Genomic DNA, 26438 nt, shown 5'->3' on the forward strand with positions numbered 1-26438 from the left:
TCCGTTCGGTCCGAAGTGGAGTTTCCGAGCCCTTCGGTCCCGGTTTCCCCCCGCCCCGTAACGACGCGCGCGGCGGGGGCGAGGACCGGGGCACGGGGAGGAGGCTGCCATGACAGCGGAAGTCGACCGGCGGACCGTGCTGGCGGGAGTGGGCGCACTGGGCCTTTTGGGGCTGCTCCAGGGATGCACCGGCGAGAGCCAGCCGCCACCGGACGGTGGTTCGGGTGCGGCGGACGCGCTGCGGTCGTTGCGGGACGCGGTGCGGCGCAGTCCGGACCACCTGGCCGCGCGGGCGGCGGCCGTGGTGGCCGCCAAGGACGCGGACGCCATCACGCGGTTCGTGCGGGACAACGTGACCGTGCGCCCGCACCGACCCAACCGGGCGGCCGAGACCGACCGCCGGTGGGGTCCGGCCGCGACGCTGCGGGCGGGCGCGGGCACGGCCCGCGACCGCGTCGAACTGCTCGCCGCGCTGCTGACCGCCGCCGGCGTGCCCGTGGCGGTCATGGACGCCGACCGACCGGCCGCGGTCACGGTGGCCGACCTGTACCGGCTCCGGCTGCCGGAGTTCGCCCCCGACAAGGACTTGCTCGACCAGGTCGCCAAGGCGGCGAAGGTCACCGTGCCCGCGCCCACCGGGCCGTCCGCCGCGGCGGAGATCGAGAAGCTGGCGGGCGCGATCGTGGCGGCGCTCCCGGCCGACGCGGCCGCCGCGGTCACGGTCCGGACCGACCTGCTGCCCGACCGGCTGCCGCTGGTGCGGTACGAGGTCGGCGGCCAAACGCGGTACGCCTTCGCGGTCGGCGCCCTGGACCCCACGACCCAACCGTCCGCGCGGGTCCGGGCACTCGACCCGCGACCCACCACGGACACGATCACGGTGGCGCTGCGCGGTTTGTGCCAGCCCGCCGCCGGGAGTCGGACGCCGCGCGGTGAGGTGGTCACGTTCGCGAGCGCGACCTGGCCGGTGGACCGGGTGGCGGGGCACCCGATCACGGTCACCTTCGACGCCGCGGCCTCCCCCACGACCGTCCTGACCGCCGGGCTGAGCGCGGTGCCGACCCGGGTCCCGTCGCTGCGCCTGCAAGCGGCGATCCCGGACGCGGTGTCGCCGTTCGGTCCCGTCGAGGAGGACCCGCTCACCGTCAACGGCGCGCCGATCACCGTCTTCGGCGATGTGTTGGCGCTCGACGACAAGGGCATGCCGAGCGGCCCCTTCGGGAACCTGGTGCGGCTCTCCGCGGCGGACCTCGACAAGGCGCGGGCGAACGCGCGGACCGTGCGGGTCAAGGCCGATCCGTCGGCGTTCCCGGAGGTGGCGCTGGAGGTGACCGTCGCCGACGGCGCGGGCGGGTCGGTCGACGGTCTCGACGCCGCGTCGTTCGCGTGCGCGGAGGACGGCGCCGCCCGGCCGTGCGCGCTGCTGTCGAACGCGCCGGACACCCGCCGACCGCGCGTCCTGGTCGTCTTCGACGGCAGCGGCTCGATCACCGACGCGTTCCCCGACCAGGCGGCCCGGACGGCGTTCAACCACACCGTGGCCAAGGCGATCGTCAACGCCGCCGCGACGCGCGCGTTCGACGTGCAGGTCGCGCCGGTCGGCGCCACCCCGAGCGCGGGCGACTGGACGCCGCCGGACGAGCAGCGGCTGGCGACGTCGTTCGAGGCGTTCAGCTTCTCCGAGATCTGGCGGTCGGTCGCCGCGGGCGGGACCGTCGGTGGGGCCGCCGTCCTGGTGCTGATCAGCGACAACGTCTCCGGCGACGAGCCGGGGAAGATCGCGGCGCACCAGGCGCAGGCGCGGTCGCACGGTGTGCCGGTCATCTGCCTGCCGGTCGGCAAGGTCGACGCCGCCACCACCGACAAGATCGTGGAGCTGACCGGCGGCGCCCGGGTCGACCCGCTGGCCCCGGACGCGGGCACACGGCTGGCCACCGCGCTCGGCACGCACCTGGCGTCGCGGACGGGCACGATCTACCGCCTGCGCTACCGCGCCCCACTCGAGGGCAAGCCCGCACGGACGGTGTCGGTCGCGGTGGAGGCGGCGTCCGGCACGGACACCTACACCGTGCCGGCGGCCGACCAGCGGATCCCTCCCCCATCGATCGTCGGCGTGTACCTGGAGGTCGACACGGGCGAGACCCGCGACATCCGCAGACTCGGCGGCGTGGGCCTGACCGGCAGCGGTCGACCGACCGACGACCCACCCACCGCCGCCGACGTCGCCGACGCGCGCAGTGTGCTCGACGGCCTGACCACCCTGGTCATCGAGCCGGACACACCGACCCCGGCCGCCGTGGTGGACGACATCGTCGGCGCCCACCTGAGCTGGGAACCGGTGCGCCCCAAGCTGCCGAACCTCAAACCGGACGACCTGGCGGACGTCGCCGCCGGGGTGCGGCGGTACCCGGGGCTGCTGTCGGCCCTGTTCGCGCCCGCGACCGGACTGGCCCAACCGGACGGGAAAGCCACCACCGGCACCGGCTGGCGCGCGTTCACCACGGTGGTGGTCAGCCAGCGCCCGAACCCGGCCGAGAAGGGCCTTCTCTCCACAGTGGACCTGAGCCCCGAGCTGAACAAGGTGGGCGTGGTCGCCGCCGACCGCGCGCAGGCGCTGCGGGACGGCGTGCGCGCGTCCCTGGCCCTGTCCACCGGGGAGAGCCTGTCCGGGGACAGCGCGCACGGCAGGTTGCTCGACCGGCCACTGAGGTACCTGCCGATCGGCACCGGTGTCCCCGACGACGTGAAGGCCGGGTTGCCGCCGAGCGCCGCGGCGGTGCTGGCCCGGACCCTCGACCGCTACGCCGGATACCACCGACTCGTACCGGCGAACGGCGCGGTGAACGCGTTCTGGGTGGTGGAACCGTTGACCGGCACCGCCACCGCGGTCCTGCCCGACGGCACCGGGGGCGTGCGGCAGCAGGCCGACAAGGACGTCGACCTGCTGCTCTTCGCGCTCCTCATCGCGACCCTGGTCGCCGGGCTGGGCTGCAACCTGATCGGCGACGCGTCCCGGGGACCGGTCTACTACCTCGTCTGCATCGGCTTGACCATCGAGTCGATCGCCCTCACGGCGGCGGGCGTGTTCCCGCCGGACAAGCCGCCCACCTTCACCACCGTGCCGTTCAGCGTGTTCTCCACGCTCCTGGGCCTCGGCCTGTCCGGCAAGACCGCACTGCCCGGCCGGATCGGCGTCACCCTGGTGATCGCGATCCTCACCATCCTGTCCATGGAGTCGTTCTGACCCCGGTCAGCAGTGGATGTCCTTGAGCAGCTTCTCCGCCTCCTTGATGACCTTCTCCTGGTGTGGTTGGAGTTCCTGCTGCCCGAGGTTGTCGAGCCCGAACGGACTGGGGAACGGTTCCTCCACACCGGCCAGCTCCTCCAACACGGCCAAGAGGCAGAAGGGCGTGTAGGACTCGTTGTAGCCGCCTTCGTGCACGCCGACGATCCGGCCGCCGCAGTGCCTGCCCGCGGCCTCGACCAGCATCGAGGTCAGGGCGCGGTACCCCTTGGGTGTGATCATCATGCGGCCCAACGGGTCCAGCGCGCTGGAGTCGTAGCCCGCCGCGATGATGATCAGGTCGGGGTGGAAGCGGTCGAGGGCGGGGATCACGACCCGCTTGAAGGCTTCCTGGTAGCCGCCGTTGCCGGTGCCGGGTGGCAGCGGGAGGTTCAGGGTGTAGCCGAAGCCCGCGCCCTCGCCGCGTTCGGTGCTGAAGCCGGAGTTCCCGGGGAAGAACCGGTCCTGGTGCAGTGAGATCTTCAGGACGGTCGGGTCGGCGTAGAACGCGGCCTGGGTGCCGTTGCCGTGGTGGACGTCGAAGTCCACGACCGCGACCCGCTCGAGGCCGTGCGTCTCGCGCGCGGCCTTGATGGCGATGGCGATGTTGGCCAGCACGCAGAACCCCATGCCCTGCTCGGCCACCGCGTGGTGCCCCGGTGGTCGGACCAGGGCGTAGGCGGTGTCGACCGCCGAGTCCAGTACGGCCTGGACAGCGGTGATCGCCCCGCCCGCCGCCAAGCGCGCGATGTCCACGCCGCCGACGCCGAACTTCGTGCCGCCGTCCCCCGCGTCGCCACCCGTGTCGTTCAGGCCGACCAACCGCTCCAGCTGCGCGGGGGTGTGGACGGCGAGGATCTCCTCGTCGGTGGCCGGTCGCGGCGCGAGCCGCGTCAGCCGGTCGATCAGGCCGGACACCACGACCAGCTCGTGGGCGCGGCGTTTGGACTCCGAGTACTCGAAGTGGTGGAAGGGCTGGAGGCCCCGTCGTGGGTCGGCGGGGAAGAACCCCGCCTGCGTCCCGGTGTCGTGCCACCCGTACAGCTCGTGATAAACGTAACCAGTTGCCACATTTACCACTGTGGACCGTCCGCTGTACGTCCGACCAGGGTCCGAGGGCCGGGTGCCGATCTTCTCGGCCCTCCAGCAGTTTCACGCCCCAGACAGCGCGGTCGGAACCTGGCAGACCATCCCTGTTAATGGGATTTCCTTGACCATCGGTTTGCTTGATCCCCACTCGGACACCACCGGTGACCGCGCTCGATACCAGCGCCCCCACCAGCCGATGCCCTGATCCGAACAGCCCAAGGCGGCACCACGCGGCGTCGACGAAGATTTGCCAAATCTTTGACAATTGGCAAGTGGAGTTTTCGATCTCTTGACTGTTGGTTGACCAAGTTCGATGCTCACCGCGCTCGGTGTCGTCCCACTCCACTCCAGCGGTGTTCTGCTCTGCCCACGAGGCGGAAACCGGCCGTGCCGTGCGCAACCCTGCACTAAGGAGCATTCGATGAAGCGCAGAACGATGGCGGCCGGTGTCGCCCTCGCCGTGCTGGCCGGGACGGCGGTCGCCCTGACCGTCAGCCCGGTATCGGCCAGTGAAGGCCAGCAACCCCAGGGCCAGAGCCCGCAGGCGCTGGCCGTCTCCGCGGCCGACGTGGCCGCGAGCAGCGGCTTGGACGCCCTGGCCAAGGGCCCGGACGAGAGCTACGCGCGCGACCTGGTCACGCCGTACCTCAACAACCTGTACTCGGTGAGCTACCAGCGCAGCTACCGCGGCTTACCGGTCGTCGGCGGCGACGCCACGGTCCTGGCCGACGGCCAGGGGCGCGTGCAGGCCGTGATGGCCGCGACCAAGGCGAAGGTGGCCGTCCCCGGCACCACCGCGCGGGTCACCAAGGCCGCCGCCGAGGCGACCTCGCGCGGCCTGCAGGGCAAGACCACCAAGGTCGAGTCCGCCCGCCTGGTCGTCAAGGTCACCGCCGACAAGCCCGCCCTGGCGTGGGAGCACCTCGTCGTCGGCAGCACCAAGGAGGGTGGCCCGAGCCACCTGACGGTCTGGGTCGACGCCAACTCCGGCGCGGTGCTGGACAAGGTCGAGGACGCCGCCCACGGCACGCTGAACAGCGAGTGGAACGGCAACGTCACCATCGACACCACCAACTCCGGTGGCACCTACCGCATGGTCGACCCCAACCGCCCGGGCCTGCAGTGCTCGGACTACAGCGGCGGCCAGGTCTTCTCGAAATCGACCGACTCCTGGGGCACCGGCAACGCCACCAGCCGCGAGACCGGCTGCGGTGACCTGCTCTACGGCGCGCAGCAGGAGTGGAACATGCTGCGCGACTGGCTGGGCCGCAACGGCCACACCGGCTCGGGCCGCAGCTGGCCCGGCAAGGTCGGCCTGAACCAGCAGAACGCCTACTGGGACGGCTCCACGATCACCATCGGCTACAACTCGGCCAACAAGTGGATCGCGGGCATGGACGTGACCGGCCACGAGTACGGCCACGGTCTCGACCAGAACACCCCGGGCGGCACCTCCCAGGAGGCCGGGCTCGGCGAGGCGACCGGTGACATCTTCGGCGCGCTGACCGAGGCCTACGCCAACAACCCGAAGGACCCGGCGGACTACCTGGTCGGCGAGACCATCAACCTGCAGGGCCGCGGTCCCATCCGGAACATGTACAACCCCTCGCTGGTCAACAGCGACCCGAACTGCTACAGCTCCTCGATCCCCAACACCGAGGTGCACAAGGCGGCGGGCCCGCTGAACCACTGGTTCTACCTCCTCGCGGAGGGCACGAACCCGGGCGGCGGCAAGCCGACCAGCCCGACGTGCAACAACACCACGCTGACCGGTGTGGGCATCCAGAACGCGGGCAAGATCTTCTACGGCGGCATGCTGCTCAAGACCTCCGGCATGACGCACCGCAAGTACCGGATCGCGACGCTCACCGCGGCGAAGAACCTGGACTCGACCTGTGGTCTGTTCAACAAGACCAAGGCCGCGTGGGACGCGATCACCATGCCCGCGCAGACCGGTGAGCCCACCTGCACCGGCACGCCCGGCAACGAGTTCTCGCTGTCGCTGAACCCGTCCTCGGGCTCGGTCGTCAAGGGCAACTCCGCCACCTTCCAGGTCGCCACCCAGACGACCTCGGGCTCGGCGCAGAACGTCACCCTGTCCGCCTCGGGCCAGCCCAGCGGCGTGACCGTGTCGTTCACCCCGTCCTCGGTGCAGACCGGCGCGTCCTCGACCGCCACGGTGAACGTCGCCTCGACGGTCGCCAACGGCACCTACACCATCACGGTCACCGCGGCGGGCGCCACCAGCCACACCGCGACGTACAGCCTGACCGTGACCGGTGGCGGCGGCCCCGACCCGGACCCGACCGCGCCGAACATCGACGTGAACGCGGTCTCCGCGCACCTGTCGCAGCTGGGCACCATCGCGTCGCAGAACGGCGGCAACCGCCGCGCCGGTAGCGCGGGCTACACCGCGTCCGTGGCCTACATCAAGGGCAAGCTGCAGGCGGCGGGCTACTCCGTGGTCGAGCAGACCTGCTCCTCGGGCTGCACCTACCGGTCCAACAACCTGATCGCCGACTGGCCGGGCGGCGACGCCAACCAGACGATCATGTTCGGCGCCCACCTCGACGGCGTGGCCGCGGGCCCGGGCATCAACGACAACGGCTCCGGCTCGGCCGCCCTCCTCGAGGTCGCGCTCCAGCTGGCCGCGAAGAACCCGACCATGGCCAAGCACGTCCGGTTCGGCTGGTGGACCGACGAGGAGCAGGGCCTCAACGGCTCGAAGTTCTACGTCGGCCAGCTGACCGCCGCGCAGCGGACCGCGATCAAGGCGTACTACAACTTCGACATGATCGGGTCCCGCAACGGCGGGTACTTCATCAACAACATCAACACCACCCAGTCGCAGCCGCTGCGGGAGTACTGGACCTCGCTGAACCTGGCCCCGGAGGAGAACGTCGAGGGCGCGGGCCGCTCCGACGACTACTCCTTCCAGCAGGCGGGCATCCCGTCCTCCGGCTACGCCACCGGCGCCTCCGCCCGCAAGACCTCGGCGCAGGCCACCAAGTGGGGCGGCACGGCCAACTCGGCGTACGACTCCTGCTACCACTCGGCGTGCGACAACACGAGCAACATCAGCACGACGCACCTGGACCGCGCCTCGGACGGCATCGCCTACGCGCTGTGGAAGCAGGCCGTCACCAGCACGCCGCAGCCGGGCCAGGACTTCTCGGTGGCGCTGAGCCCGACCTCCACCTCGGTCCAGCCGGGTGGCACGGCGAGCACCACGGTGTCGACCCAGACCACGTCCGGGGCGGCGCAGACCGTGACCCTGTCGGCCACCGGCGCGCCCACGGGCGTCACGGTGTCCTTCAACCCGACCTCGGTGCAGACCGGTTCGTCGGCCGCGGCGTCCATCTCCGTCGGGTCCTCGGTGGCGCCGGGCACCTACCCGATCACCATCTCCGGTGTCGGCACCGCGACCCGCTCGGCGACGTTCACGCTGACCGTGGGCACCAACCCGGGCACCTGCTCGGGCGCCAACGTCATCCAGAACGGCGGCTTCGAGAGCGGCACCGCGCCGTGGACCACCACCTCCGGGGTGGTCGACAGCTCGGCGCAGGAGGCGGCCCGCACCGGCTCCTGGAAGGCGTGGCTGAACGGGTGGGGCAGCCCCCGCACCGACAGCGCGGCGCAGACCGTCAGCATCCCGTCGGGCTGCACCAACTCGACGCTGACCTACTGGCTGCGGATCACCACCGCGGAGACCGAGAGCGTCGCCTACGACCGCCTGACCGTGACGGTCAACAACGCGACCGTGGCGACCTACTCGAACACCGACGCCGGTGGCGGCTACGTCCAGCGCACCATCAACGTCGGCCAGTACGCGGGCCAGTCGGTGACGGTCAAGTTCAACGGTGTTGAGGACGCGAGCCTGCAGACGAGCTTCCTCATCGACGACGTGGCCCTGCAGACCAGCTGACCGGGCAGGGCAGTCTGGTAGGTAGTGCCGCATAGGTGGGGTGGGACCGTGGGGTCCCACCCCACCTTCGTCTTTCGCGGACATCCCGGGGAGAACCGCACTCCACTCGGCACAACACCGTCAAACCGAGGAGGGAGCGGGGCGATGGTGGTACGGCAGTGGACCGGCCGGGGCGGGCCGAAGCACCGGTCGATCGTGGTGGTCGACATGGTGGGGTCGTCGCGGTGGGACAACCTCGGGCAGGTTCGCGCGCGCCGAGCGCTGGACCTGCTGGTGCGGGCGGCTTTCCGCGACGCCGGGATACCGTGGTGGCGGCTGCGGGTGGAGGGCACCGGGGACGGGATGATCATCCTGGTGCCACCGGGGATATCCAAGGTGGACCTGCTGGACCCGGTGGTGCCGCGGCTGGCGGCCGGGTTGCGCGAGTACAACTCGGTGGTCGCGGCGCGGCTGCGGATCCGGGTGCGGATGGCCGTGCACGCGGGTGAGGTGCTGCGCAGCGAGGTCGGCTGGGTGAGCACCGAGGTCGTCAAGGCGTGCAGGCTGGTGAACGGGGAGCCGCTGTACGTGGAGCTGGACCGGTCGCCGGAGGCCGATCTCGTGGTCGTGGTCTCGGAGGAGATCCACGAGTCCGTTGTCCGGCACGGGTACCGGGGCATCGACCCCGGGGCGTACGTGCCGGTGCGCATCGTGGTCAAGGAGGCGGACCTGCACGCCCGCCTGCTCGTCGCGCACTGAACGCCGGCAGGGGCCCGGCGATCTCGTCGCCGGGCCCCTTCTCGTGCTGTCAGGCCGGTTTGCGGACGAGTAGCGTTGCCGTGCCGCGGCCGGCGAATACGGTGTCGAGGCTTGTCGCGTACTCGACCGTGCCCGCCTCGGTCACCTGGAACGGGCGGTTGACGTTGCCGGGGGCGACGACGACGTGGTCACCCGGCAGCAGTCGCACCGCGTTCGGCTGCCGCGCGTTCATCACGCCGACGCCGGTGATGACGACGGACTGCCACCCGCTGTCCCGCGCGTCGATGGTGATCTCCCGCCCGTGCGCGGCGAGGGTGGCGGTGCCTCCGCCCGTCAGGGTTCCCGCCAGTCCGGTGTCGTAGTGCACGGTTCCGTCGGCGGCGAAGGTGAAGGGAACCTTGACCCCGGCGGCGGTGAGCAGCGTCTGCGCGCCGGGCAGCAGCCGGAAGGTGTGCGTGGGCGCGGCGGTGTGGAAGGCGACACCACCCGCGGTGACGTTGGTGTAGGTGAGGTCCCGGGCGTCGAGGGTGACCGGGTATCCGTGCACGGCGACCGTGGTGGTGCCCCGGCCGGTGAGCAGGCCGTCCACGGACCGGTCGTACTCGATCCGGCCGTCTCGCGTCACCGCGAACGGCACCGCGTTGCCGTTGGGCGCGTCGACGCGGTGCGCGCCAGGGAGGAGTCGGTACGTGCGCACGGCCTGGGGTGTCTGCGCGCCGACCGAGTTGATGGTCATCGTGTAGTAGTCCACATCGGACACGTCGACTTGGATCGGCAGACCGTGCACCGCGACAGTCGATGTCCCGGCGCCGGAGAGCAGGCCCGTCTCGGTCGCGTCGTACTCGACCTTTCCGTCCGCGGTCAGCCGGAACGGCAGTGAGTGTCCGCTCGAGGTGAGCACGGCCTGGTTGCCCGGCAGCATCCGGAAGGTCCGGACGGCCTGCTTGGGCGGCCATCCCGCGCCGCTCAGGGTCACCTGCGCGTGGTCGAGGTCGGTGGTGTCGAGCGTGACGGGCAGTCCGTGCGCGGCGAGTGTGGTGCTGCCCGCGCCGGTGAGCAGGCCCTCCAGGTTCGCGGCGTAGGCGATGTGGCCGTCTTCGGTGATGGTGAAGGGGACGGAGTTGCCGTTGTTGGCGACGAGCGAGTACGAGCCGGGGATCAACGCCCTGGTGACGACGGGTTGGTACGCGGGCCATCCCGAGCCGCTGACCGACACGTTGCCGTAGTCCAGGCCGCGTGTGTCGAAGGTGATCGGGAAGCCGCGCACGGCCAGGGTTGACGTGCCCGCGCCCGCCAGGACCCGCCCCAGAGCGGGGTCGTAGGTCACCGCGCCGGTATCGGTCACCTGGAAGGCGAGGGTCACGCTGCCCGGGCCGAAGATGGCGTGCTTGCCGGGGAGCAGTTTCAGCGTTCTTGTCGTGTGACCGTTCCACGAGGACATTCCGGGCACGGTCGTAGAAGTCCAGTCCACGCCGGTGGTATCGATGGTGACCTCGGAGCCGTGCACGGCGACGGTATCCGTGCCGGTACCGGTGAGCCTGCCCTCCAGGGCCGGGTCGTAGGCGACCCGGCCCCCGGTGGTGACGGTGAACGGGACGGTGACGGAGTTGCTGGTCACGACGGTGTGGTTGCCGGGAAGCACGCGGAAGGTGTGGGTCGCGGCGGGGACGTGCATGGCGACGCCGCCGAGGGTCGTGTTGGCGTAGCTGATGTCCCGGTTGTCGAGGGTGATCGGGACGCCGTGGACGACCAGGGCGGACCCGCTCACGGTGAGGACGCCCGCCGCGGACGGGTCGAACTCGACGGTGCCCGAGCGGGTGAGGGTGAACGGGACGAAGTTGCCGTTGGGGGCGTCGACGCGGTGCGCGCCGGGCAGGAGCCGGTAGGTGCGCACCGTGGTCGCGGTCTGCCACCCGGCGGCGTTGACGGTCATGTTGTAGTAGTCCACATCGGACACGTCGACGCGGACGGGGAGACCGTGCACGGCAACGGTCGAGGTGCCCGCGCCGGTGAGCAGGCCCGCTTGTGGGTCGTCGTACTGGATCTTCCCGTCGAGGGTGACGCGGAACGGGACGAGGTGCCCGCTCGTCGTGGCCACGTTCTGGTTTCCGGGTAGGACCCGGTAGGTGCGCGTTGTCTGCCTCGGCGGCCACGCGGCGCCGTTGATGGTCGAGTTGGCGTGGTCCAGTTCGGTGGTGTCGAGGACCACGGGCCGCCCGTGCGCGGCGAGGGTCGGGCTGCCGGCGCCGGTGAGCAGGCCCTCCAGGTTCGTGGCGTAGGTGACGTCCCCGCTGTCGGTGACGGTGAACGGGACGGAGTTGCCGTTGTTGGCGACGAGCGAGTACGAGCCGGGGAGCAGCCGTCGGGTGCTGACGGGACGGTAGACCGGCCAGCCGGTGCCCGCGACGGAGGTGGCGCGGTAGTCCAGCCCGGTGGTGTCCAGGGTGATCGTGTGCCCGTGGACGGCCAGGGTGGAGGTGCCCGCGCCGGTGAGGGTGCCTTGGAGGGCGAGGTCGTAGACGACGTGGCCGTCGCCGGTGACGGTGAACGGGATCTGGTTGCCCGCGGCGGGGACCACGAAGTGCTTTCCGGGCAGCAGGGACCGGCGGCGGGCCGGGTCGTAGGGGAGCCAGCCGGTGCCGGTGACCGTGACGTTCTCGTAGTCGAGGTCGGTGGTGTCGAGGGTCAACTCGTGCCCGTGCACGGCCAGGGTGGACGTGCCCGCGCCGGTGAGGGTGCCCTGGAGGGTGGGGTCGTAGGCGATGTGGTGGTCGGCGGTGACCTCGAAGGTGACCTTGGCACCTGCGGAGACGGTGAGGGTGTGCTGACCGGGGGTCAGCCGTAGCTCGTGGGTGCGGCGGGCGTCCAGCACGCCGGGTTGGCCGGAGACGGTGAAGGACTCGTAGGACAGACCGGTGACGTCCAGGACCACGGTCTCGCCGACGGGGGTGGGTGGTGGGGTGGTCGTCGTCGGCGCCGGGGTCGTGGTGGTGGTCGGAGTCGGCGGGGGCGTTGTGGTCGTCGGCGTCTGGGTGGTCGTCGTCGGCGTCTGGGTGGTCGTCGTCGGCGTCTGGGTGGTCGTCGTCGGTGGCGGGGTCGTAGTGGCCGGTGGTGGCGTTGTGGTCATCGGAGCCTGGGTGGTCGTGGTCGGCGGCGAGGTTGTCGTAGTCAGCGGCGGAGTCGTGGTCACCGGCGGCGGGGTTGTGGTCGTCGGTGGTGACGTTGTGGTCGTCGGGGTTGTGGTCGTCGGGGTTGTGGTCGTCGTTGTGGTCGTCGTTGTGGTCGTCGGCGGCGGGGTGGTCATGGTGGTGGTCGGCGGTGGAGTTGTCGTCGGCTGTGGGGTGGTCTTGCCGGGTTCCGTGGTGGTGGGTGGCGTGGCCGTGGAGTGGGTCGTCCCCGTGGTCGGGGCGGGGGCCGGGGATGTCGTGGTGGGGTTCGGGGTCGGTTGGGGGCCGGTGGCGGTGGGGGCGGCCTCGGTGGTGGCCACGCTGGTCACCGCGACCGGCACCACCGGGTTCACGCCGTCGCCGGGCCGCGCGGGGTCGGCGCCCGCGACGGTGCTGGTCGGCGGTCCGCCCGTGACCGGCCCGGCCGTCGAGTCCCCTTCCGGCGCGAGCACGGCCAGCACGACCGCCGCCGTCACCACGACACCGCCCGCCGTGACCGCCACGATCCGCTGGACGACGTCGGGGTGGTGCTGCACGAACCGGATCGCCGCGTCCGGCCGGGGTGCCGCGGCCACCCTCGACGCCAGCGCCGTCCGGACGCGACCCAGCAGCCCCGACTCGTCGGCGATGAGCGGCGCGGGCACCGCGCCCAGGGCGACCGTCCCCGGCGCGGCGGGTGCCTCGGCGGCGCGGCTGAACAGGGCGGCGACCGCGCGACGGCGCTCGTCGTCGTCCTCGGGCAGGCCGACCAGTCCCGGGCCCAGCGCCCACCGGCTGAAGTCCTTGGCCTGCTTGGCCCGCAGCGCGCAGGCCGGGCAGCCGTCGGCGTGCTTGAGCACCTTCCGCGCCTGCGTCGGGTCCAGCACCAGGTCGCGGCCGACGGGCTGGTCGGGGCGCAGGACACCGTCGAGGGTGCCGACCAGCGCGGTGCAGTCGCCGCGCCCGGTGCGGGCGATGACCAGCGCGGACAGCATGTCCAGCAGCTTGGTCCGGGAGCGGTGGAACTGCCGGTTGACGACGTCCACCGGCCGCCCCACGGCCGCCGCCAGCTCGGTGCCGACGACCATCCGCCCCCGGCTGCGGGTCAGCTCGATGTGCGTGCGCATGATCGGCGCCAGCTCACCGCCGAGCCCGTCGGCAGCCGCCACCACGGTGTTCCACAGGTGCCGTTCGCCCAGCTGGACGACCAGCTGCTCGGGCTGGTCGGGCAGCTCGGTTCGGTCGAGGTCGAACGCCGGGTCGGCGGTCGGCTGAGCCACCTCGTCGGGCATCCCGGTCGGACGGCGGCTGCGCTGCTCGTACCACCGCCGGAGCACGTTGCGGGCGATCCCCGCGCCCCAGGCGCCGAGCGCCTCGGGCCGCTGGCCGCCGCGCAGCCCCTCCAACGCCCGGGTGATGACCTCACTGGCCAGGTCCTCCACCTCGCCGGGGTCCACCCGGGACCGGAAGAAGCCGCGCAACCACGGCCGCCACCGCTCGAACAGTTCCCGCTGCGCCGCGGGTTCCCCGGCCCGCAACCGCTCCACCAACGCCCGCTCGTCATCCATGACGTCCTCCGAGGTCGTTCCGCCTGGTCGGAAGTCCTGTGCGGGCACGGACGCCGTTCTCCCCGAAACCGCCTGAACAAATTCCGCGGACGCGCCCACACCCCGGCGAACAGCGGCCCGACCGGCACCCGGTCACCCGTCCCGCCCCCTGGGGCAGCGCCACGCGGCCGGAACCTTCGAGCCGCCCGGGCGCCGCCCTCCCCGAACAGGCCGCTCGCTACCCAGCGCGCAACCGACCGGACAGCACGGTGTCTGTCCCGAGGTCGCGCCAGAGCCCGGTTCCGGTCCGGGCGCGTCTCCGGCGAAACCGCCCGAGCGGATCCGCCGCGTCGCGGCGCGCAGTGGCCCTGCCCGCACCTCGCGCACAGCCGCTCCGCCAACACCGGGTCGCCGCTCACGACATCTCTCCCGAGGTCGTGCCACCTGGCCGGATGCCCGCTGCCGACCAGGACGCCATCCTCTCGACCCGCACCGGCGATCGGAACCGCCTCCGGGCGAATGGCCTGCTTCTGTCACCAGCCTTCGGGTGTGGCGCACCGGTTGCCGTGTCACCCGGTGCGCAGCACACGCCAGGGTCGTTTGTCATCCGGTGGGCCAAGCGTCCGGTTGGTGGAACGGCGTGACCGCGCGGCCCGGCGGCGGGAGAATCCGGGAGGACGGGTGTCAACGAGAGGTGTGGTCGTGGAACCGCTGCGGAGGTTGGGCTTCCTCACCATCGGGTTGTTCGACGGTGCGGATCCGCGGGCGGGGCACGAGAGCACGTTGCGGATCATCGAGTTGGGTGAGCGGCTCGGGTTCGACAGCGCCTGGGTGCGGCACCGGCACCTGCAGTACGGGATCTCCTCGCCGGTGGCGGTGCTCGCCGCGGCGAGCCAGCGCACCAGCCGGATCGACCTCGGCACCGCCGTCATCCCGCTGGGCTGGGAGAACCCGCTGCGCCTCGCGGAGGACCTGGCCACAGTGGACGTGCTCTCCGGCGGCAGGCTGAACCCGGGGGTGAGCGTCGGGCCGCCCGGGCACTTCGCCGCCGTGCGCGACGCGCTGTACCCGGACACCGCCGACCAGGAGGACTTCGGTTACCCACGGGTGCGCAGGCTGCTCGACCTGGTGCGCGGCGAGCCCGCGTCCGACTTCAGCGGCACCGAGGGCTTCGAGTCCTTTTCGGACCGCGTGCAGCCGCACTCCCCCGGCCTGGCGAGCCGGATCTGGTACGGCGGCGGCAGCCTCGGCTCCGCGCGCTGGGCAGGCGAGACCGGGCTGAACCTGCTGACCAGCAACGTCGTCAAGGCCGAGGACTCGGCCGACTTCGACCGGATCCAACTCCGGCTCATCCGGGAGTTCCGCGCGCACCACCCCGACGGTGACAAGGCCCGCGTCTCGCAGGGCCTGGTCGTCATCCCGACCGACTCGGCGACCCCGGAGCAGCGCGCGAAGTACCTGGCGTACGCCGAGAGCCGCACCCCGCGCACGAACTCCCCGCAGGGACCGGCCCGGATGCTGTTCGCCCGCGACCTGGTGGGCAGCTCGGCGGAGATCGTCGACCGGCTCGCCGCGAACACCGCCTTCGGCGAGGTGTCGGAGGTCGCGTTCGCGCTGCCGTTCACCTTCGACCACGACGACTACGTCCAGATCCTCACCGACATCGCCACCCGCCTAGGCCCGGCCCTCGGCTGGCGACCGACGACCTGACGCCGCTCGCGGCGGGGTCGTCCCCGGTGGTGGCGGGTTTGCAGGGGCCCGCCACCACCGGGTACCGGATCAGGCGGGCGTGGCCACCGTGCCCGCCACCACGTCGTTCACCCACGGCAGCACCGCGTCCCGCACCCGCACCCGCCGGGGCAGCAGGCCGTTGGCGGCGAGCAGGTCGGCGGCGCGCTGCTGCTCGTCCAGGAACGCCGCGTCGACGGGGTTGATGCCGAACGGCCGGTTGCGCAGGGCCCGCTCCCACGCGTCGAGATCGGCCGCCACTCCCCTGGCCTCCGCGTCGTCGACGAAGAACCGCGCGGCGGCGCGCGGGTTCTCGGTGATCCACCGGTCCGACTCCTGCAACGCCGCCACGATCGCGGTCAGCGCCTCACGGTTGTGCTCGGCGAAGTCGCGGCGGGTGAACCACAGGGACGGGTGGCTGAACAGGCCCTCGGTGTGGATGAGGGTGCGCACCTCGGTCCGCGCCTCGACCTGGTCGAGGTCCGGGTAGGAGCCGGTCCACGCGTCGATGTCGCCGTCGAGGAACAGCCGCGCGGCGTTCGCGCCGGCGTTGACCGGTTCGACGTCGGCCCAGGTCAGGCCCGCCTGGTCGAGGGCGAACAGGAGCAGGGTGGTCTGCCACGAGCCGTGCGCGACGCCGACGCGCTTGCCGCGCAGGTCGGCGACCTCCTTGATCGGCGAGTCGGCGCGCACCACGATCCGGCCGTTCTCCACGCGCGGGCCGGAGACACCGAGGTAGACGACGTCGTGGCCGGCGCCGAGGGCGGTGATCGGCGGGGTGAAGCCGGTGCCGATGACGTCGTAGCCGCCGTCGGCGAAGAGCTGGTCGCTGTGCACGGTCGGCAGGCCCGACCGCGGGTCGGGCTGCTCGCCCTGCGGCAGCGACCGCAGGTCCACCCAGGTGACGTCCGGCAGCTCGCGCTCCAGGATTCCGGTGTGCCGCAGCACGAAGAGCGAGTTGTTGTGCGGGAAGTACCCAACGCGAACGGACATGACAAACCTCCATGCGGATACGGTGAAGAGACCCCGAAAACAGGGGAAGGGAGAGTTACTTGCCAGGCAGCAGCAGCGCGGCGACCCGGTCCACACGGGCCAGTGCCTGGTCGACGAACCAGCGGACGCGGTCGTCGGTGATCAGTTCCGGGGTGGCCCGGAGGGTGAGCGCGGCGTAGCCGAAGCCGTCGGCGTCGAGGACCGGCACCGAGACCGACCGGATGCCGACCTCGCTCTCCCCGTCGTTGACCGCGTACCCGGCCACCCGCACCCGCGCCAGCTCGGCCCGCAGTTCGGCGCGGTCGCCGATGGTGCGGTCGGTCAGCCGGACCAGCTCGGGCAGCGCGTCCAGGTCGTCCTCGCCGGGTGGCGCCCAGGCCAGCAGCACCTTGCCCATGGCGGTGGAGTGCAGCGGGGTGCGGATGCCGTCGGAGGACTCGGCGCCGACCGTGCCGCCGATCAGCACGAGCGCGTCGTGGCCGCTGCGCACCGCGATGCTGGCCGACGCCCTGGTGGCCCGGCCCAGCGCGGCCAGCACCGGGTCGAGCCGGTGCAGGCCGTGCCGGAAGTAGTGCAGCTGGCCCAGCTCGGCAACGGTGGTGCCGAGCCGGTAGCGGGCGGTGGCCGCGTCGCGTTCGAGGAAACCCGCGGCGACCAGGGTCAGGACCAGCCGGTGCGCGGTGCTGACCGGCAGCTCCAGCGCGCGGGCGATGTCGCTGACGCCCAGCTCGGGACCGAGGTACCGGAAGCACTGCAACACCCCGAGGGCGCGTTGCACGGCCTGCGCGCCCGCCGGGGCCGCGCTGGTCGCCATCACCGGCCTCCCGCTCCGTCGTCGGCGGTCAGTCTACGCACTCAGCGTCACCGACTCGGCCGGTGCGCGCTCCCCGGGCCTGCCGCGCAGCAGCGGCAACACCCCCTCGGCGACGTGGTACGCCTCCTCCAGGTGCGGCCCACCGGCCAGGATGAACGACTCCACACCCAGGTCGATGAGCCCGTCGAGCCGCTCGGCGACCTGCTCGTAGCTGCCGACCAGGCCGAACGCCGGACCGGGCCGCATCAGCGCGAGCCCGGCGAAGACGTTCGGCTCGACCTCGAAGTCGCGGTAGCCGGTGAACGACTCGGGCTGGAAGCCGACCGCGCGGCGCACCCCGAACGAGTCGCCGCCGTCGCGGGAGAGCTGCGCGCGGACCGCCTCGGGCCGCACGTGCCGCCAGCCGCGCTCGATCTCGCCCCACGCCTCCTCGGCCGTCGGCCGGGCCAGGACGTCGACCCGGACGGCGAACCTGGGGGCGGCGCTGTGCGCGCGGACGGCGTCGAACTTGGCGCGCAGGGCGTCGAAGGGCTCCAACCAGGACAGGTAGTTGTCGGCGTGCCGCCCGGCGGCCGCGATGGCGGCGGGCGAGGAGCCGGAGAAGAAGACCTCCGGGAACGGCAGCCCGGCGAGCGGTCCGGGCAGGCCGGCGCCCTCGACGCGGTAGAACCGGCCGTCGAAGTCGAACGGTCCGCCGTCCCACACGCCGCGCAGCACGTCGAGGAACTCCGAGGTGCGGGCGTAGCGGTCGTCGTGCGCGACCTTGTCGCCCCACCACAGCTGCGGGGGTCCGCCGCCGCCGGTGATGATGTTGTACGCGACCCGGCCCGCCGAGGCGCGGTGCAGGCTCGCGGTCATCCGCGCGGCCTGCACCGGGTTCAGGAACCCGGGCTGGAAGGCGATCATGAACTTGTACGTCTTGGTTTCCCTGGCCAGCGCCGCCGCCACGGCCCACGGGTCGTCGGTGCCCGCGAACGAGGGCAGCAGGCCGCCGTGGAAGCCCAGGCCCTCCGCCGCCTTCGCGGTCTCCACGAGGTAGTCGAGCAGGCCGTAGCCGTCGGGTTCGCCGCCGCGCAGGCCCGGGGTGATGCTGTCCGGTCCGGCGGGCGCCCAGTCGCCGCGGGACTGGCGGTGGGCGGTGCGCAGCGAGCCGGGGTCGCCCGCCATGCCGATCCGCCACCAGATGTCGATGCTCATGTCACGCCCTCCCGGCGAGCAGTGGCCGCACGTGCTGCGCGATCCGCAGTGCCTCTTCCAGCCGGGGCTCGGCGGAGAGGAAGAAGGTGTCGACGCCCCGGTCCGCGTAGGCCAGGATCCGGTCCGCCACCTGCTGGTACGTGCCGCGCAGCCCCGCCGGGCCGCGCAGCTCGACCTCGTCCTCGCGGGTGTGCACGGACGCTTGCAGCGCGGGCCGGACCCGGGGGTCGAGGCGCGCCAGGTGCGCGTCGAGGTCCGGGGCCAGGTCGAACACGTGCACGTCGGCGTGCTCGGCGGACAGCGCGAACGCCTCGTCGGAGGTGCCGGACAGGTACACGGTCGGGAACGGCAGCCCGGCCAGCGGGCCCTCGAAGCCGCCCCTGACGACCTCGTAGAACCGGCCGGTGAAGTCGACGTCCCGCCCGTGCCACACGGCCTTGGCCACGGTCAGGAACTCGGCGGCGCGGGCGTAGCGGTCGGGGCCGGTGACGAAGTCGCCCTGGGCGCGCTGCACGCGCTCGTCGAGGTCCACCTCCAGCCGCCACGACAGCCTGCCGCCGAAGGCGCGTTGCAGGGTCGCGGACAGCTTCGCCGCGTAGACCGGGGTCGCGATCCCGGCCGGGAACCCGGCGACGACCTCCAGGTACCGGCTGTCGCGGCCGAGGGAGCCGGTGACCACCAGCGACTCCTCTCCGTGCGGGTCGTACGGCGTGTAGACCCCGGCGAGCCCGCCGAGTTCGGCGGCGCGGGAGATCTGGTGCAGGTAGTCGAACGGGGTGAACGCGGGGCCGCCCACGCGACCGTCGGTGAGGAACCCGGGCAGCGCGGGCGCCGGGGCCCAGCCGCGAGCCGTCTTGCCGTCGCCCCGGGTGGGGATGGTCCAGATGATCCGTGGTCCGCTCACCGGTCCGCCTCCAGCCGTGCCCAGGCGCGGGCCAGCGGCTCGGGCGCGGCCCAGGCGTCGACGTCGATGTCCCGGGCGAGGAACCCGTGCGCCAGCAGGAAGTTCTTCTGCCGGGTCAGCAGGGACAGCCGCGCCTCGGACAGGTCCGGGTGCAGTGACCGGTGGAAGCCGTCCCGGTACGCGAGTTCGACGCCCTTGGCGCCGGAGCGGGTCTCCCTGGCCAGGATCTCCCGCACGCTGTCGAGGTTCTCCGCCGCCCAGTCCGCCGCGCGCAGCGTCCGCACGAGGAACCGCTCGACGAGGTCGGGCCGCTCGTCGAGGAGCTGTTCGTGCACGGTGATCGGCCGGGGCGTGCCGTTGTTGACCCGGAACCGCTTGTCGGCGAAGGAATCCAGGTCGATGCCGACCACCAGGCCGTGCGCCACCGCCTGCTCGGCGGCCTGCGCGCCCTTGATGTAGACGGCGTCCACATCGCCCGCGGTCAGCGCCTCGATGCCGAACAGGGAGGACCCGCCTTCGGCACCGCGGCCGACGTCGCCCTGACCGGTCGGCACCTCGACGAGGGTGACGTCGGCGATGGTCAGCCCGGCGGTGCCGAGCGCGCCGACGAACCCGTGCAGCGCCATGGCGCGCGGGAAGCTGCGCGCCCGGTCGGCGGCCAGCGCGGGCAACGCGACCCGCTTGCCCGCGAGGTGTTCGGGGGCGGTGATGCCCGCGTCGGGCCGGACGACGATCACCTGGGACTCGTCGATCCAGGTCAGCCCGATCAGCCGGGTCGGCGCGCCCTCGGACTTGGCGACCAGGGCGGGCACGTTGCCGCCCTCGCGGAACAGGCCGACGAGGCGGTGGTCGAAGTGCCGGGCGGCGATCTCGGGCGCGGCGTCCTGCAGCACACCGACGTCGAGGCCGTCGGCGGCGTACTCCTCGGTCAGCCAGCCGAGGTTGTGCGCCAGGCCGCTGGCGGTGGGCACCGGGCAGCGGGTGTACCAGATCCGGTTCTGCTCAAGCGTGAGCGTGCTCATCGGTGCTCCTGGGGGATGGCCGGGACGTGACGCCCAGCGCGGAGAGGTAGTCCTTGCGGTGGGCGATGACGGCGGGGTCGTCGCGGTCGCGCGGGTGGGGCAGGTCGAGGCGGCGGTCGAGCGCGAAGCCGCCGTCGCGCAGGACGATCGCGCGGTCGGCGAGCAGCAGCGCCTCGTCGACGTCGTGGGTCACCAGCAGCACCGCCGGGCGGTGCCGGGCGCACAGGTCGGCGACGAGTTCCTGCATCTGCAAGCGGGTCAGCGCGTCGAGCGCGGCGAACGGCTCGTCGAGCAGCAGCAGCTGCGGCTGCCGGACCAGGGCGCGGGCCAACGCGACCCGTTGCGCCTCGCCGCCGGAGAGGGTGGCGGGCCAGGCGCGGGCCTTGTCCGCCAGGCCCACCTCGGCGAGCGCGGCGAGACCGGGCTCGCGGACCGCCCGGCCGCGCTGGCCGATGGTGACGTTGGCCAGCACCCGGCGGGCCTGGACCAGCCGGGGTTCCTGGTAGACGACCGTGCGCACCGGGGGCACCAGCACGGTTCCGGCGTCCGCGCGTTGCAGGCCGGACAGCAATCGCAGCAAGGTTGTCTTGCCGGTGCCGCTGGGGCCGAGCAGCGCGACGAACTCGCCGGGCGCGATGTCCAGGTCGATGCCGTCGAGCACCCGCTTGTCCCCGAAGGACTTGCGGACGCCGCGCAGCCGCACGACGGGGTTCTCGGTGGTCATCCGCTCGCCGTCCCGTGTCGTCGCCACGGCATGGCGGTGCGCTCCGCCAGCCGGATCAGCAGGTCCACCGCGATCCCGATCAGCGCGTAGATCACGATGCACAGCACCATGTAGTCGTTGCGGTAGTACTGCTGGGCCAGGGTCACCAGGTAGCCGATGCCCTCGGTGGCGCCGACCTGCTCGGCCGCGATCAGGCCGACCAGGCTGATGCCGAGGCAGATGCGCAGCGCCATCAGGATGTTCGGCAGCGCGCTCGGCACGATCACGCCGACCGCGAGCCGCCAGCCGCGCAGGCCGAACCCGCGCGCCGCCTCGACCACCTTCCGGTCGACCGAGCGCACGCCCAGGTAGGTGTAGGCGTACATCGGCGAGGCGGAGGAGACCGCGATCAGCGCGACCTTGAACGCCTCGTCGACGCCGAACCAGGAGATGAACAGCGGCACCAGGGCCAGGAACGGGACCACGCGGATGATCTGCGCGGTCGCGTCCACCAGTTCCTCGCCGAGCCTGCTCAACCCGCTGATCAGGCCCAGCACCAGCGCGGCGCTCACGCCGATGCCGACGCCCAACCCGGCGCGGCCGAACGAGGCGACCGCGAAGTCCCACAGCTGGCCGGTGTTCACCAGTTCCACCAGGGCCTGGAGCACCTGCCCCGGCGACGCGAGCACCTCGGTGGACACGTGTCCGTGCGTGGTCGTGTACCACCACGCGACGAGGATCAGCGCCGGGACGCTGCCCCGGATGGCCAGCGACAGCCACCGGTTGCGGGACTTCGCGCCGAGGAACTCCGGTTCGGCCAGCGCCGGTGCTTCCGCGCGGTTCACGCGGGCGGGCGCCAACGTCATTTCCGCTCACCCCAGGTGTAGAACACCTTCTTCGGGTCGGACGCCTTCTCCAGGACCTTGTTGTCCACGAACACCTTGGACACGCCGTTGAGCCGGGCCTCGTCCTCGGGCTTCGGGAACCGCAGCACGTTGTCGTAGCGGGCGACGGCGATGTTGTTCTCCAGTTGCAGACCGGTCGCCGCGGTCGGCCCCTCCGCGGCGAAGACGTTCTGGAACTTCTCCGGCTCCACCTTCTCCTGTTCGTCCAACTGGGACAGCACGTCGATCAGGGTCCGGACCACCTCGGGGTTCTTGTCGAGCAGGTCGGTGCGGGCGACGAACATGTTCAGGTCGTCCGAGGGCAGGTCACGGCCGCGGAAGATCACCCGGGCGCCCTTGGCGAGCGCCTGCGGGAAGGCCCGGACGATGGCCACCCAGGCGTCGACCTGGCCGGAGGCGAAGGCGGACGCGGCCTGGTCCTGTTGCAGGTAGACGCGTTGCACCTCGCTCGCCGGGATGCCCGCCTCCTTGAGCGCGAGCAGCAGCAGGTACTCGCCGCGCCCGGCCTTGTTCACCGCGACCCGCTTGCCGCGCAGGTCCTGGATCGTCTTGATAGGACTGTCCGGGCGCACGACCAGCCCGTCACCCGCGCCGGCGCGCGAGTCGGTGACCACGTCCTTGACCGCGACGACGCGGATGTCGTCGGAGGTGGCGAGGTAGCCGAGCGCGGGCGAGAAGGCACCCTCGGCGAAGTTGACCGCGCCGGAGTGGATCGCGTCGGTGGTGGCGGTGAAGGAGACGTACGAGCCGCCCCACTCCACCTTGGCGCCGAGCTTGGCCAGCGGCGCGTCGAAGCTGCCGTTCTTCTTGGCGTAGGCCAGGGGCCCGTAGTTGCCGGGGTCGGTCAGCTTGACCACGACGGTGTTCGAGTCGGTGCCGGAACCCGCGTCCGCGGTGCCGCAGGCGGCGAGCGCGGTGGCGAGGACGACCGCCGCGGCGAGTCGGGGAAGTCTGGAGGAGTGCGCGAAAATGCCCATGAGCGTGCCTGTCGCCTTGTCGCGAGGAATCAGGTGAGGGAGGGGTCGCCGGGGAGCCGCGGGACCCGAGTTCGGGCGCGGCTACCGGCGGTGTGTGGGAGCGGGGTCGCTCAGCCGCGCGAACAGAGCGCGCTGGCCACCCGGACCAGGTCGACGTGCTGACGGGTCGTCAGCCGGGGCAACCTCATGCCGGGAACGCTAGGCATGCCGACGACGACCGTCAACCACGCCCCTGACGTTTCCCGCATCATGGAAAGGCCGCTGAACAGGCGATATAGCCGACCTTCGCGCAACGGCTTTCCATATCGTGGAAACTCTCACCCCCGCGAGCGGGTGTAGTGGCGGTTGGCCTTGGCGCGGTTGCCGCAACCCGCCATGGAGCACCAGCGCCTGCTGCCGTTCTTCGACGTGTCGAGGAAGTGCAGGACGCAGGTCGGGCCCGCGCACGCCTTGATCCGGTCCGGCACGGTGGTCAGCAGGTCGAGGCAGTGCCGGGCGGCCAGCCAGGACGGCAGCCACGCGGGGTCGACCTCGATCCGGTCCCCCTCGACGCACAACCGCACCCGGCCGCGGTCGAGCACCGCGTCCAGACCGGCGGTGTCACCGCCGATCGCGGCGAGGATCGAATCCCTCGTCTCACGGAGCGCGGCAAGGGTCGGCTCGTCGACCGTCCCCGGCAAGTCGGCCTCGCTCAGCCAAGCCCGCAACCCGTCGACCGTGTCGAGCGCGTCGTGCGGCCCGCTCGGACCCGCCCACCGCGTGTTGAGCAGGTCGAGCGACAGGGGTTCGCCAACCAGGGGCCGTGCGGACACACCACGCTCCTTCCCGCGAGACACCGACCCGTCCAAACTACCGTCACCGGCAAAAACGATTTAGGTGGTTGACCGCCCGCACCTAACCGCTTAACTTGAGAATAAGGGTTAGACAACGAGAGGGGCGGTTGATGGCGGTCGACAAGGTCAGCACCGGGCACATCGGGTTGAACGTCACGGACCTGGAACGGTCGGTGGAGTTCTACCGGCGGGTGTTCGGCTTCGAGGTCACCGCGACCGAACCGGGGCGGTACGCGTTCCTCGGCCGCGACGGCCGCCTGCTGGTCACGCTGTGGCAGCAGAGCGGCGGGGAGTTCCCGACCGGGCTCCCGGGCCTGCACCACCTGTCGTTCCAGGTCGACACCATCGAGGAGGTGCGCGCGGCGGAGGTGCTGCTCAAGGAACTGGACGTGCGGTTCGCCCACGACGGCGTGGTGCCACACCGAGAAGGCGCCGACTCCGGCGGGGTGTTCTTCCACGACCCGGACGGGATCCGGCTGGAGATCTACGCGCCCACCGGCGCCACCGGCGACGCGCCCACCCCGGGTGCCCCGACCTGCGGGTTCTTCTGATGGCCTACCACCGCGGGGAGTTGGCGGTCCAGGTCCGCGCCGGGGTCCGGGATGAGTCCGCGCGCGTCGAGCGGGTCGCCCGCGACACCGTGCCGCGCGTCGCGGCGGAGTTCCTGACCCGGCAGCCGGTGCTGTTCCTCGGCGCGGCCGACGCGGCGGGCCGCCTGTGGTCCACCGCGCTCACCGGCCGCCCCGGATTCCTGGCCGCGCCGGACGAACGGACCATCTCCGTCGCCGCCCGGCCGAACGCCGCCGATCCGTTGGCGGCGGCCCTGACCCGACCGACCCAGGTCGGCACGATCGCGATCGAGCCCGACACCCGGCGGCGGATGCGGGTCAACGGACTGGCCCGGCCGACGCCGGACGGGCTCGCCGTCGACGTGGAACAGGTCGTGGCCAACTGCCCCCAGTACATCCAGCGCCGGTCACCACTACCGGTCGCGCCGGGCTCCCCCACCGCGACCTGGAGCGAGTCGCTGTCCGAGGCGCAGCGGCGGGTGATCGCGGCGGCCGACACGTTCTTCGTGACGACCGCTGCCGACGAGTCCGTGGACACCTCGCACCGCGGCGGCAACCCGGGATTCGTCCAGGTCGGTCCCGGCGCCGAGTTGGAGTGGCCCGATTACTCGGGCAACGCCATGTTCCTCACGCTGGGCAACCTGGAACTCGACCCGCGCGCGGGATTGCTGTTCCCCGACTGGAGCACCGGCACGGCACTGCACCTGTCCGGCACGGCCGTCGTCGACTGGTCCGCCGAGTCCGCCGCCCGGCACCCCGGTGCCCAGCGCGTGGTGCGGTTCACCGTGGCGGACGTGGTCGAGGTGGCCGACGCCATCCCGCTGCACTGGTCCGCCCCCGAGTTCTCCCGCTTCAACCCGGCCGTCTGAGCGGGTGTGGGGTCGACGCTCCCGACCCCACACCCGTCCACTGTGGATTCCCCCCGTCAGCCCTTGCAGTCGGTGGGCGGGGTCTTGCCAGCCTTGAGGACGACCGCGCTGAGTTTGCTGTCCGTGCCGTCCTTGGCGGGGATGACGATGGTGGCCTTCTGGGTCCAGCTCTGGCCCGCGAGGTCGAGGGTCCAGGTGCCGGTCACCTTCTTCACCAGGGCCGCGCGCGTCACCCAGCCGTACTCCCCCGGCTTCAGCTTGATGGACACCGCGTCGGAGACCGCTTCCGAGCCGATCCAGGCGTGCTGGTAGTTGGCCTGGATCGCGGTCGTCACCTTCGCCTTGATGCCCAGATCGATGCCGATGTCGGTGGACACCGTGACGCTGCCGCCGACGGTGTTCTGCCAGCCGGTGGTCTGGGTCCAGGTGCGGGTGTAGGTGGCCTCGTTCGGGGTGGCGTTCTTGACCAGCTGGCTCACGCACTCGGCCGGGGCGAGGTAGGCCGGGTACTTGGTCTTGTCCTCCTTCCAGCCGCAGGTCTCCGGTTTGCTGTCGCAGACCTTCATGGCGTACCGGACGGCGAGGTTCTTCGTGCCCGCCAGGGTGCTGCCGTCGACGCCGAGGGTGAACGACTGGCGGGTGTCGCCCGCCGCGCAGTCGCCGACGTAGACGTAGCCGTCGTTGTCGAGGGTGAAGCAGCGGCCGGTGTCCTCCTGCTTGACGAAGTAGCTCGACAGGTCGGCGGCGAACGGGACCAGGTGCCAGCGCTGGCTGCTCTGCCCGACGCACTCCCACTGGTCCAGGTAGCCGTTGGTGCGCCACACGTCGACGCAGTTGCCGCTGGCCAGGTTGCGGATGCGGAAGGTGAAGTCGGCGTTCTGCTCCAGCTTCCAGAACGAGCGCTCACCGTTGTCGCCCCGGAACCGCAAGTACGCGTGCGGGTCGTCCGGGTTCTCGATGTCCAGGCTCCCCGCGAACGCGCCGCTGGTGATCCGCAGGCAGTTCAGCGACCCGGGCTTGGCGCACCCGGCCGGCAGCGCCTGGGCCGGTGTCGCCGTGACCACCGCCGCCGCCACCAGGGACAGGACCAAGCCCAGGACTCTCCCGCACTTCGACATCGCCGCGCCTCTTCCGGATCGGACCACTGTGGACTCCCGATCGTGGTGCGGTCCGCACGGACCCGGCAATCCCCGGGT

General features: G+C 72.0%; 19 protein-coding genes. 6 read left to right on the forward strand and 13 right to left on the reverse strand.

Going from position 1 to position 26438, the window contains the following annotated elements:
- Positions 1-109 precede the first annotated feature (109 nt).
- Positions 110-3244 carry a hypothetical protein gene (locus V5P93_RS21765; RefSeq protein WP_104479018.1) on the forward strand — a complete coding sequence of 1045 codons (3135 nt, stop codon included), beginning with the start codon at positions 110-112 and terminating at the stop codon, positions 3242-3244.
- 6 nt (positions 3245-3250) lie between these two features.
- Here V5P93_RS21765 and V5P93_RS21770 read toward each other — a convergent pair whose 3' ends face one another.
- A complete protein-coding gene (locus V5P93_RS21770) occupies positions 3251-4354 on the reverse strand; it encodes a class II histone deacetylase (RefSeq protein ID WP_104479017.1) in 1104 nt (367 codons plus the stop codon).
- Positions 4355-4793: 439 nt separating this feature from the next.
- Between V5P93_RS21770 and V5P93_RS21775 the strand changes: the two genes are divergently transcribed.
- Together V5P93_RS21775 and V5P93_RS21780 are read left to right on the forward strand one after the other, a co-directional pair.
- Complete coding sequence (locus V5P93_RS21775; protein WP_245931242.1) at positions 4794-8297, forward strand: M20/M25/M40 family metallo-hydrolase; 3504 nt, start codon at positions 4794-4796, stop codon at positions 8295-8297.
- Between the two features lie 144 nt (positions 8298-8441).
- A complete protein-coding gene (locus V5P93_RS21780) occupies positions 8442-9035 on the forward strand; it encodes a hypothetical protein (protein WP_104479015.1) in 594 nt (197 codons plus the stop codon).
- 49 nt (positions 9036-9084) lie between these two features.
- Here V5P93_RS21780 and V5P93_RS21785 read toward each other — a convergent pair whose 3' ends face one another.
- The gene (locus V5P93_RS21785) at positions 9085-13749 is read right to left on the reverse strand and encodes an RNA polymerase sigma factor (RefSeq protein ID WP_181043461.1); all 4665 of its coding nucleotides are present in this window, start codon (positions 13747-13749) and stop codon (positions 9085-9087) included.
- Between the two features lie 675 nt (positions 13750-14424).
- Here V5P93_RS21785 and V5P93_RS21790 point away from each other — a divergent pair.
- Positions 14425-15438, forward strand: coding sequence for an LLM class flavin-dependent oxidoreductase (locus V5P93_RS21790; RefSeq protein ID WP_104479013.1), 1014 nt, complete (start codon positions 14425-14427; stop codon positions 15436-15438).
- Between the two features lie 69 nt (positions 15439-15507).
- On the opposite strand, the gene V5P93_RS21795 is transcribed toward V5P93_RS21790, so the two are convergent.
- The 10 genes from V5P93_RS21795 to V5P93_RS21840 all read right to left on the reverse strand — a co-directional run bounded on the left by V5P93_RS21795 (position 15508) and on the right by V5P93_RS21840 (position 23783).
- Positions 15508-16449: an ABC transporter substrate-binding protein gene (locus V5P93_RS21795; protein ID WP_104479012.1), complete on the reverse strand. Its 942-nt coding sequence runs from the start codon at positions 16447-16449 to the stop codon at positions 15508-15510.
- 55 nt (positions 16450-16504) lie between these two features.
- Positions 16505-17263, reverse strand: coding sequence for an IclR family transcriptional regulator (locus V5P93_RS21800; protein WP_104479011.1), 759 nt, complete (start codon positions 17261-17263; stop codon positions 16505-16507).
- A gap of 33 nt (positions 17264-17296) precedes the next feature.
- Entirely contained in the window at positions 17297-18460 is a 1164-nt protein-coding gene (locus tag V5P93_RS21805; RefSeq protein ID WP_104479010.1) for an LLM class flavin-dependent oxidoreductase, read from the reverse strand.
- 1 nt (position 18461) lies between these two features.
- Entirely contained in the window at positions 18462-19364 is a 903-nt protein-coding gene (locus V5P93_RS21810; RefSeq protein WP_104479009.1) for an LLM class flavin-dependent oxidoreductase, read from the reverse strand.
- On the reverse strand, positions 19361-20386 hold the full coding sequence (locus V5P93_RS21815) for an ABC transporter substrate-binding protein (RefSeq protein ID WP_104479008.1): 1026 nt from the start codon (positions 20384-20386) through the stop codon (positions 19361-19363). Before V5P93_RS21815 ends, V5P93_RS21810 begins: the two co-directional genes overlap by 4 nt.
- On the reverse strand, positions 20367-21110 hold the full coding sequence (locus tag V5P93_RS21820) for an ABC transporter ATP-binding protein (RefSeq protein WP_104479079.1): 744 nt from the start codon (positions 21108-21110) through the stop codon (positions 20367-20369). The genes V5P93_RS21815 and V5P93_RS21820 overlap by 20 nt, the downstream gene beginning before the upstream one ends.
- The gene (locus V5P93_RS21825) at positions 21107-21955 is read right to left on the reverse strand and encodes an ABC transporter permease (protein WP_104479007.1); all 849 of its coding nucleotides are present in this window, start codon (positions 21953-21955) and stop codon (positions 21107-21109) included. Before V5P93_RS21825 ends, V5P93_RS21820 begins: the two co-directional genes overlap by 4 nt.
- Entirely contained in the window at positions 21952-22971 is a 1020-nt protein-coding gene (locus V5P93_RS21830) for an NrtA/SsuA/CpmA family ABC transporter substrate-binding protein (RefSeq protein WP_104479006.1), read from the reverse strand. Before V5P93_RS21830 ends, V5P93_RS21825 begins: the two co-directional genes overlap by 4 nt.
- 110 nt (positions 22972-23081) lie before the next feature.
- On the reverse strand, positions 23082-23222 hold the full coding sequence (locus V5P93_RS21835) for a putative leader peptide (RefSeq protein ID WP_374066532.1): 141 nt from the start codon (positions 23220-23222) through the stop codon (positions 23082-23084).
- 66 nt (positions 23223-23288) lie between these two features.
- Entirely contained in the window at positions 23289-23783 is a 495-nt protein-coding gene (locus tag V5P93_RS21840) for a CGNR zinc finger domain-containing protein (RefSeq protein ID WP_104479005.1), read from the reverse strand.
- Positions 23784-23914: 131 nt separating this feature from the next.
- Between V5P93_RS21840 and V5P93_RS21845 the strand changes: the two genes are divergently transcribed.
- The gene (locus V5P93_RS21845; protein ID WP_181043460.1) at positions 23915-24355 is read left to right on the forward strand and encodes a VOC family protein; all 441 of its coding nucleotides are present in this window, start codon (positions 23915-23917) and stop codon (positions 24353-24355) included.
- Positions 24355-25242, forward strand: coding sequence for a pyridoxamine 5'-phosphate oxidase family protein (locus V5P93_RS21850; protein ID WP_245931241.1), 888 nt, complete (start codon positions 24355-24357; stop codon positions 25240-25242). Before V5P93_RS21845 ends, V5P93_RS21850 begins: the two co-directional genes overlap by 1 nt.
- 56 nt (positions 25243-25298) lie before the next feature.
- Here V5P93_RS21850 and V5P93_RS21855 read toward each other — a convergent pair whose 3' ends face one another.
- Positions 25299-26360: an RICIN domain-containing protein gene (locus V5P93_RS21855; RefSeq protein ID WP_104479003.1), complete on the reverse strand. Its 1062-nt coding sequence runs from the start codon at positions 26358-26360 to the stop codon at positions 25299-25301.
- Positions 26361-26438 lie beyond the last annotated feature (78 nt).

It is taken from the genome of Actinokineospora auranticolor (assembly GCF_041897805.1).
Taxonomy (GTDB): Bacteria; Actinomycetota; Actinomycetes; order Mycobacteriales; family Pseudonocardiaceae; genus Actinokineospora; species Actinokineospora auranticolor.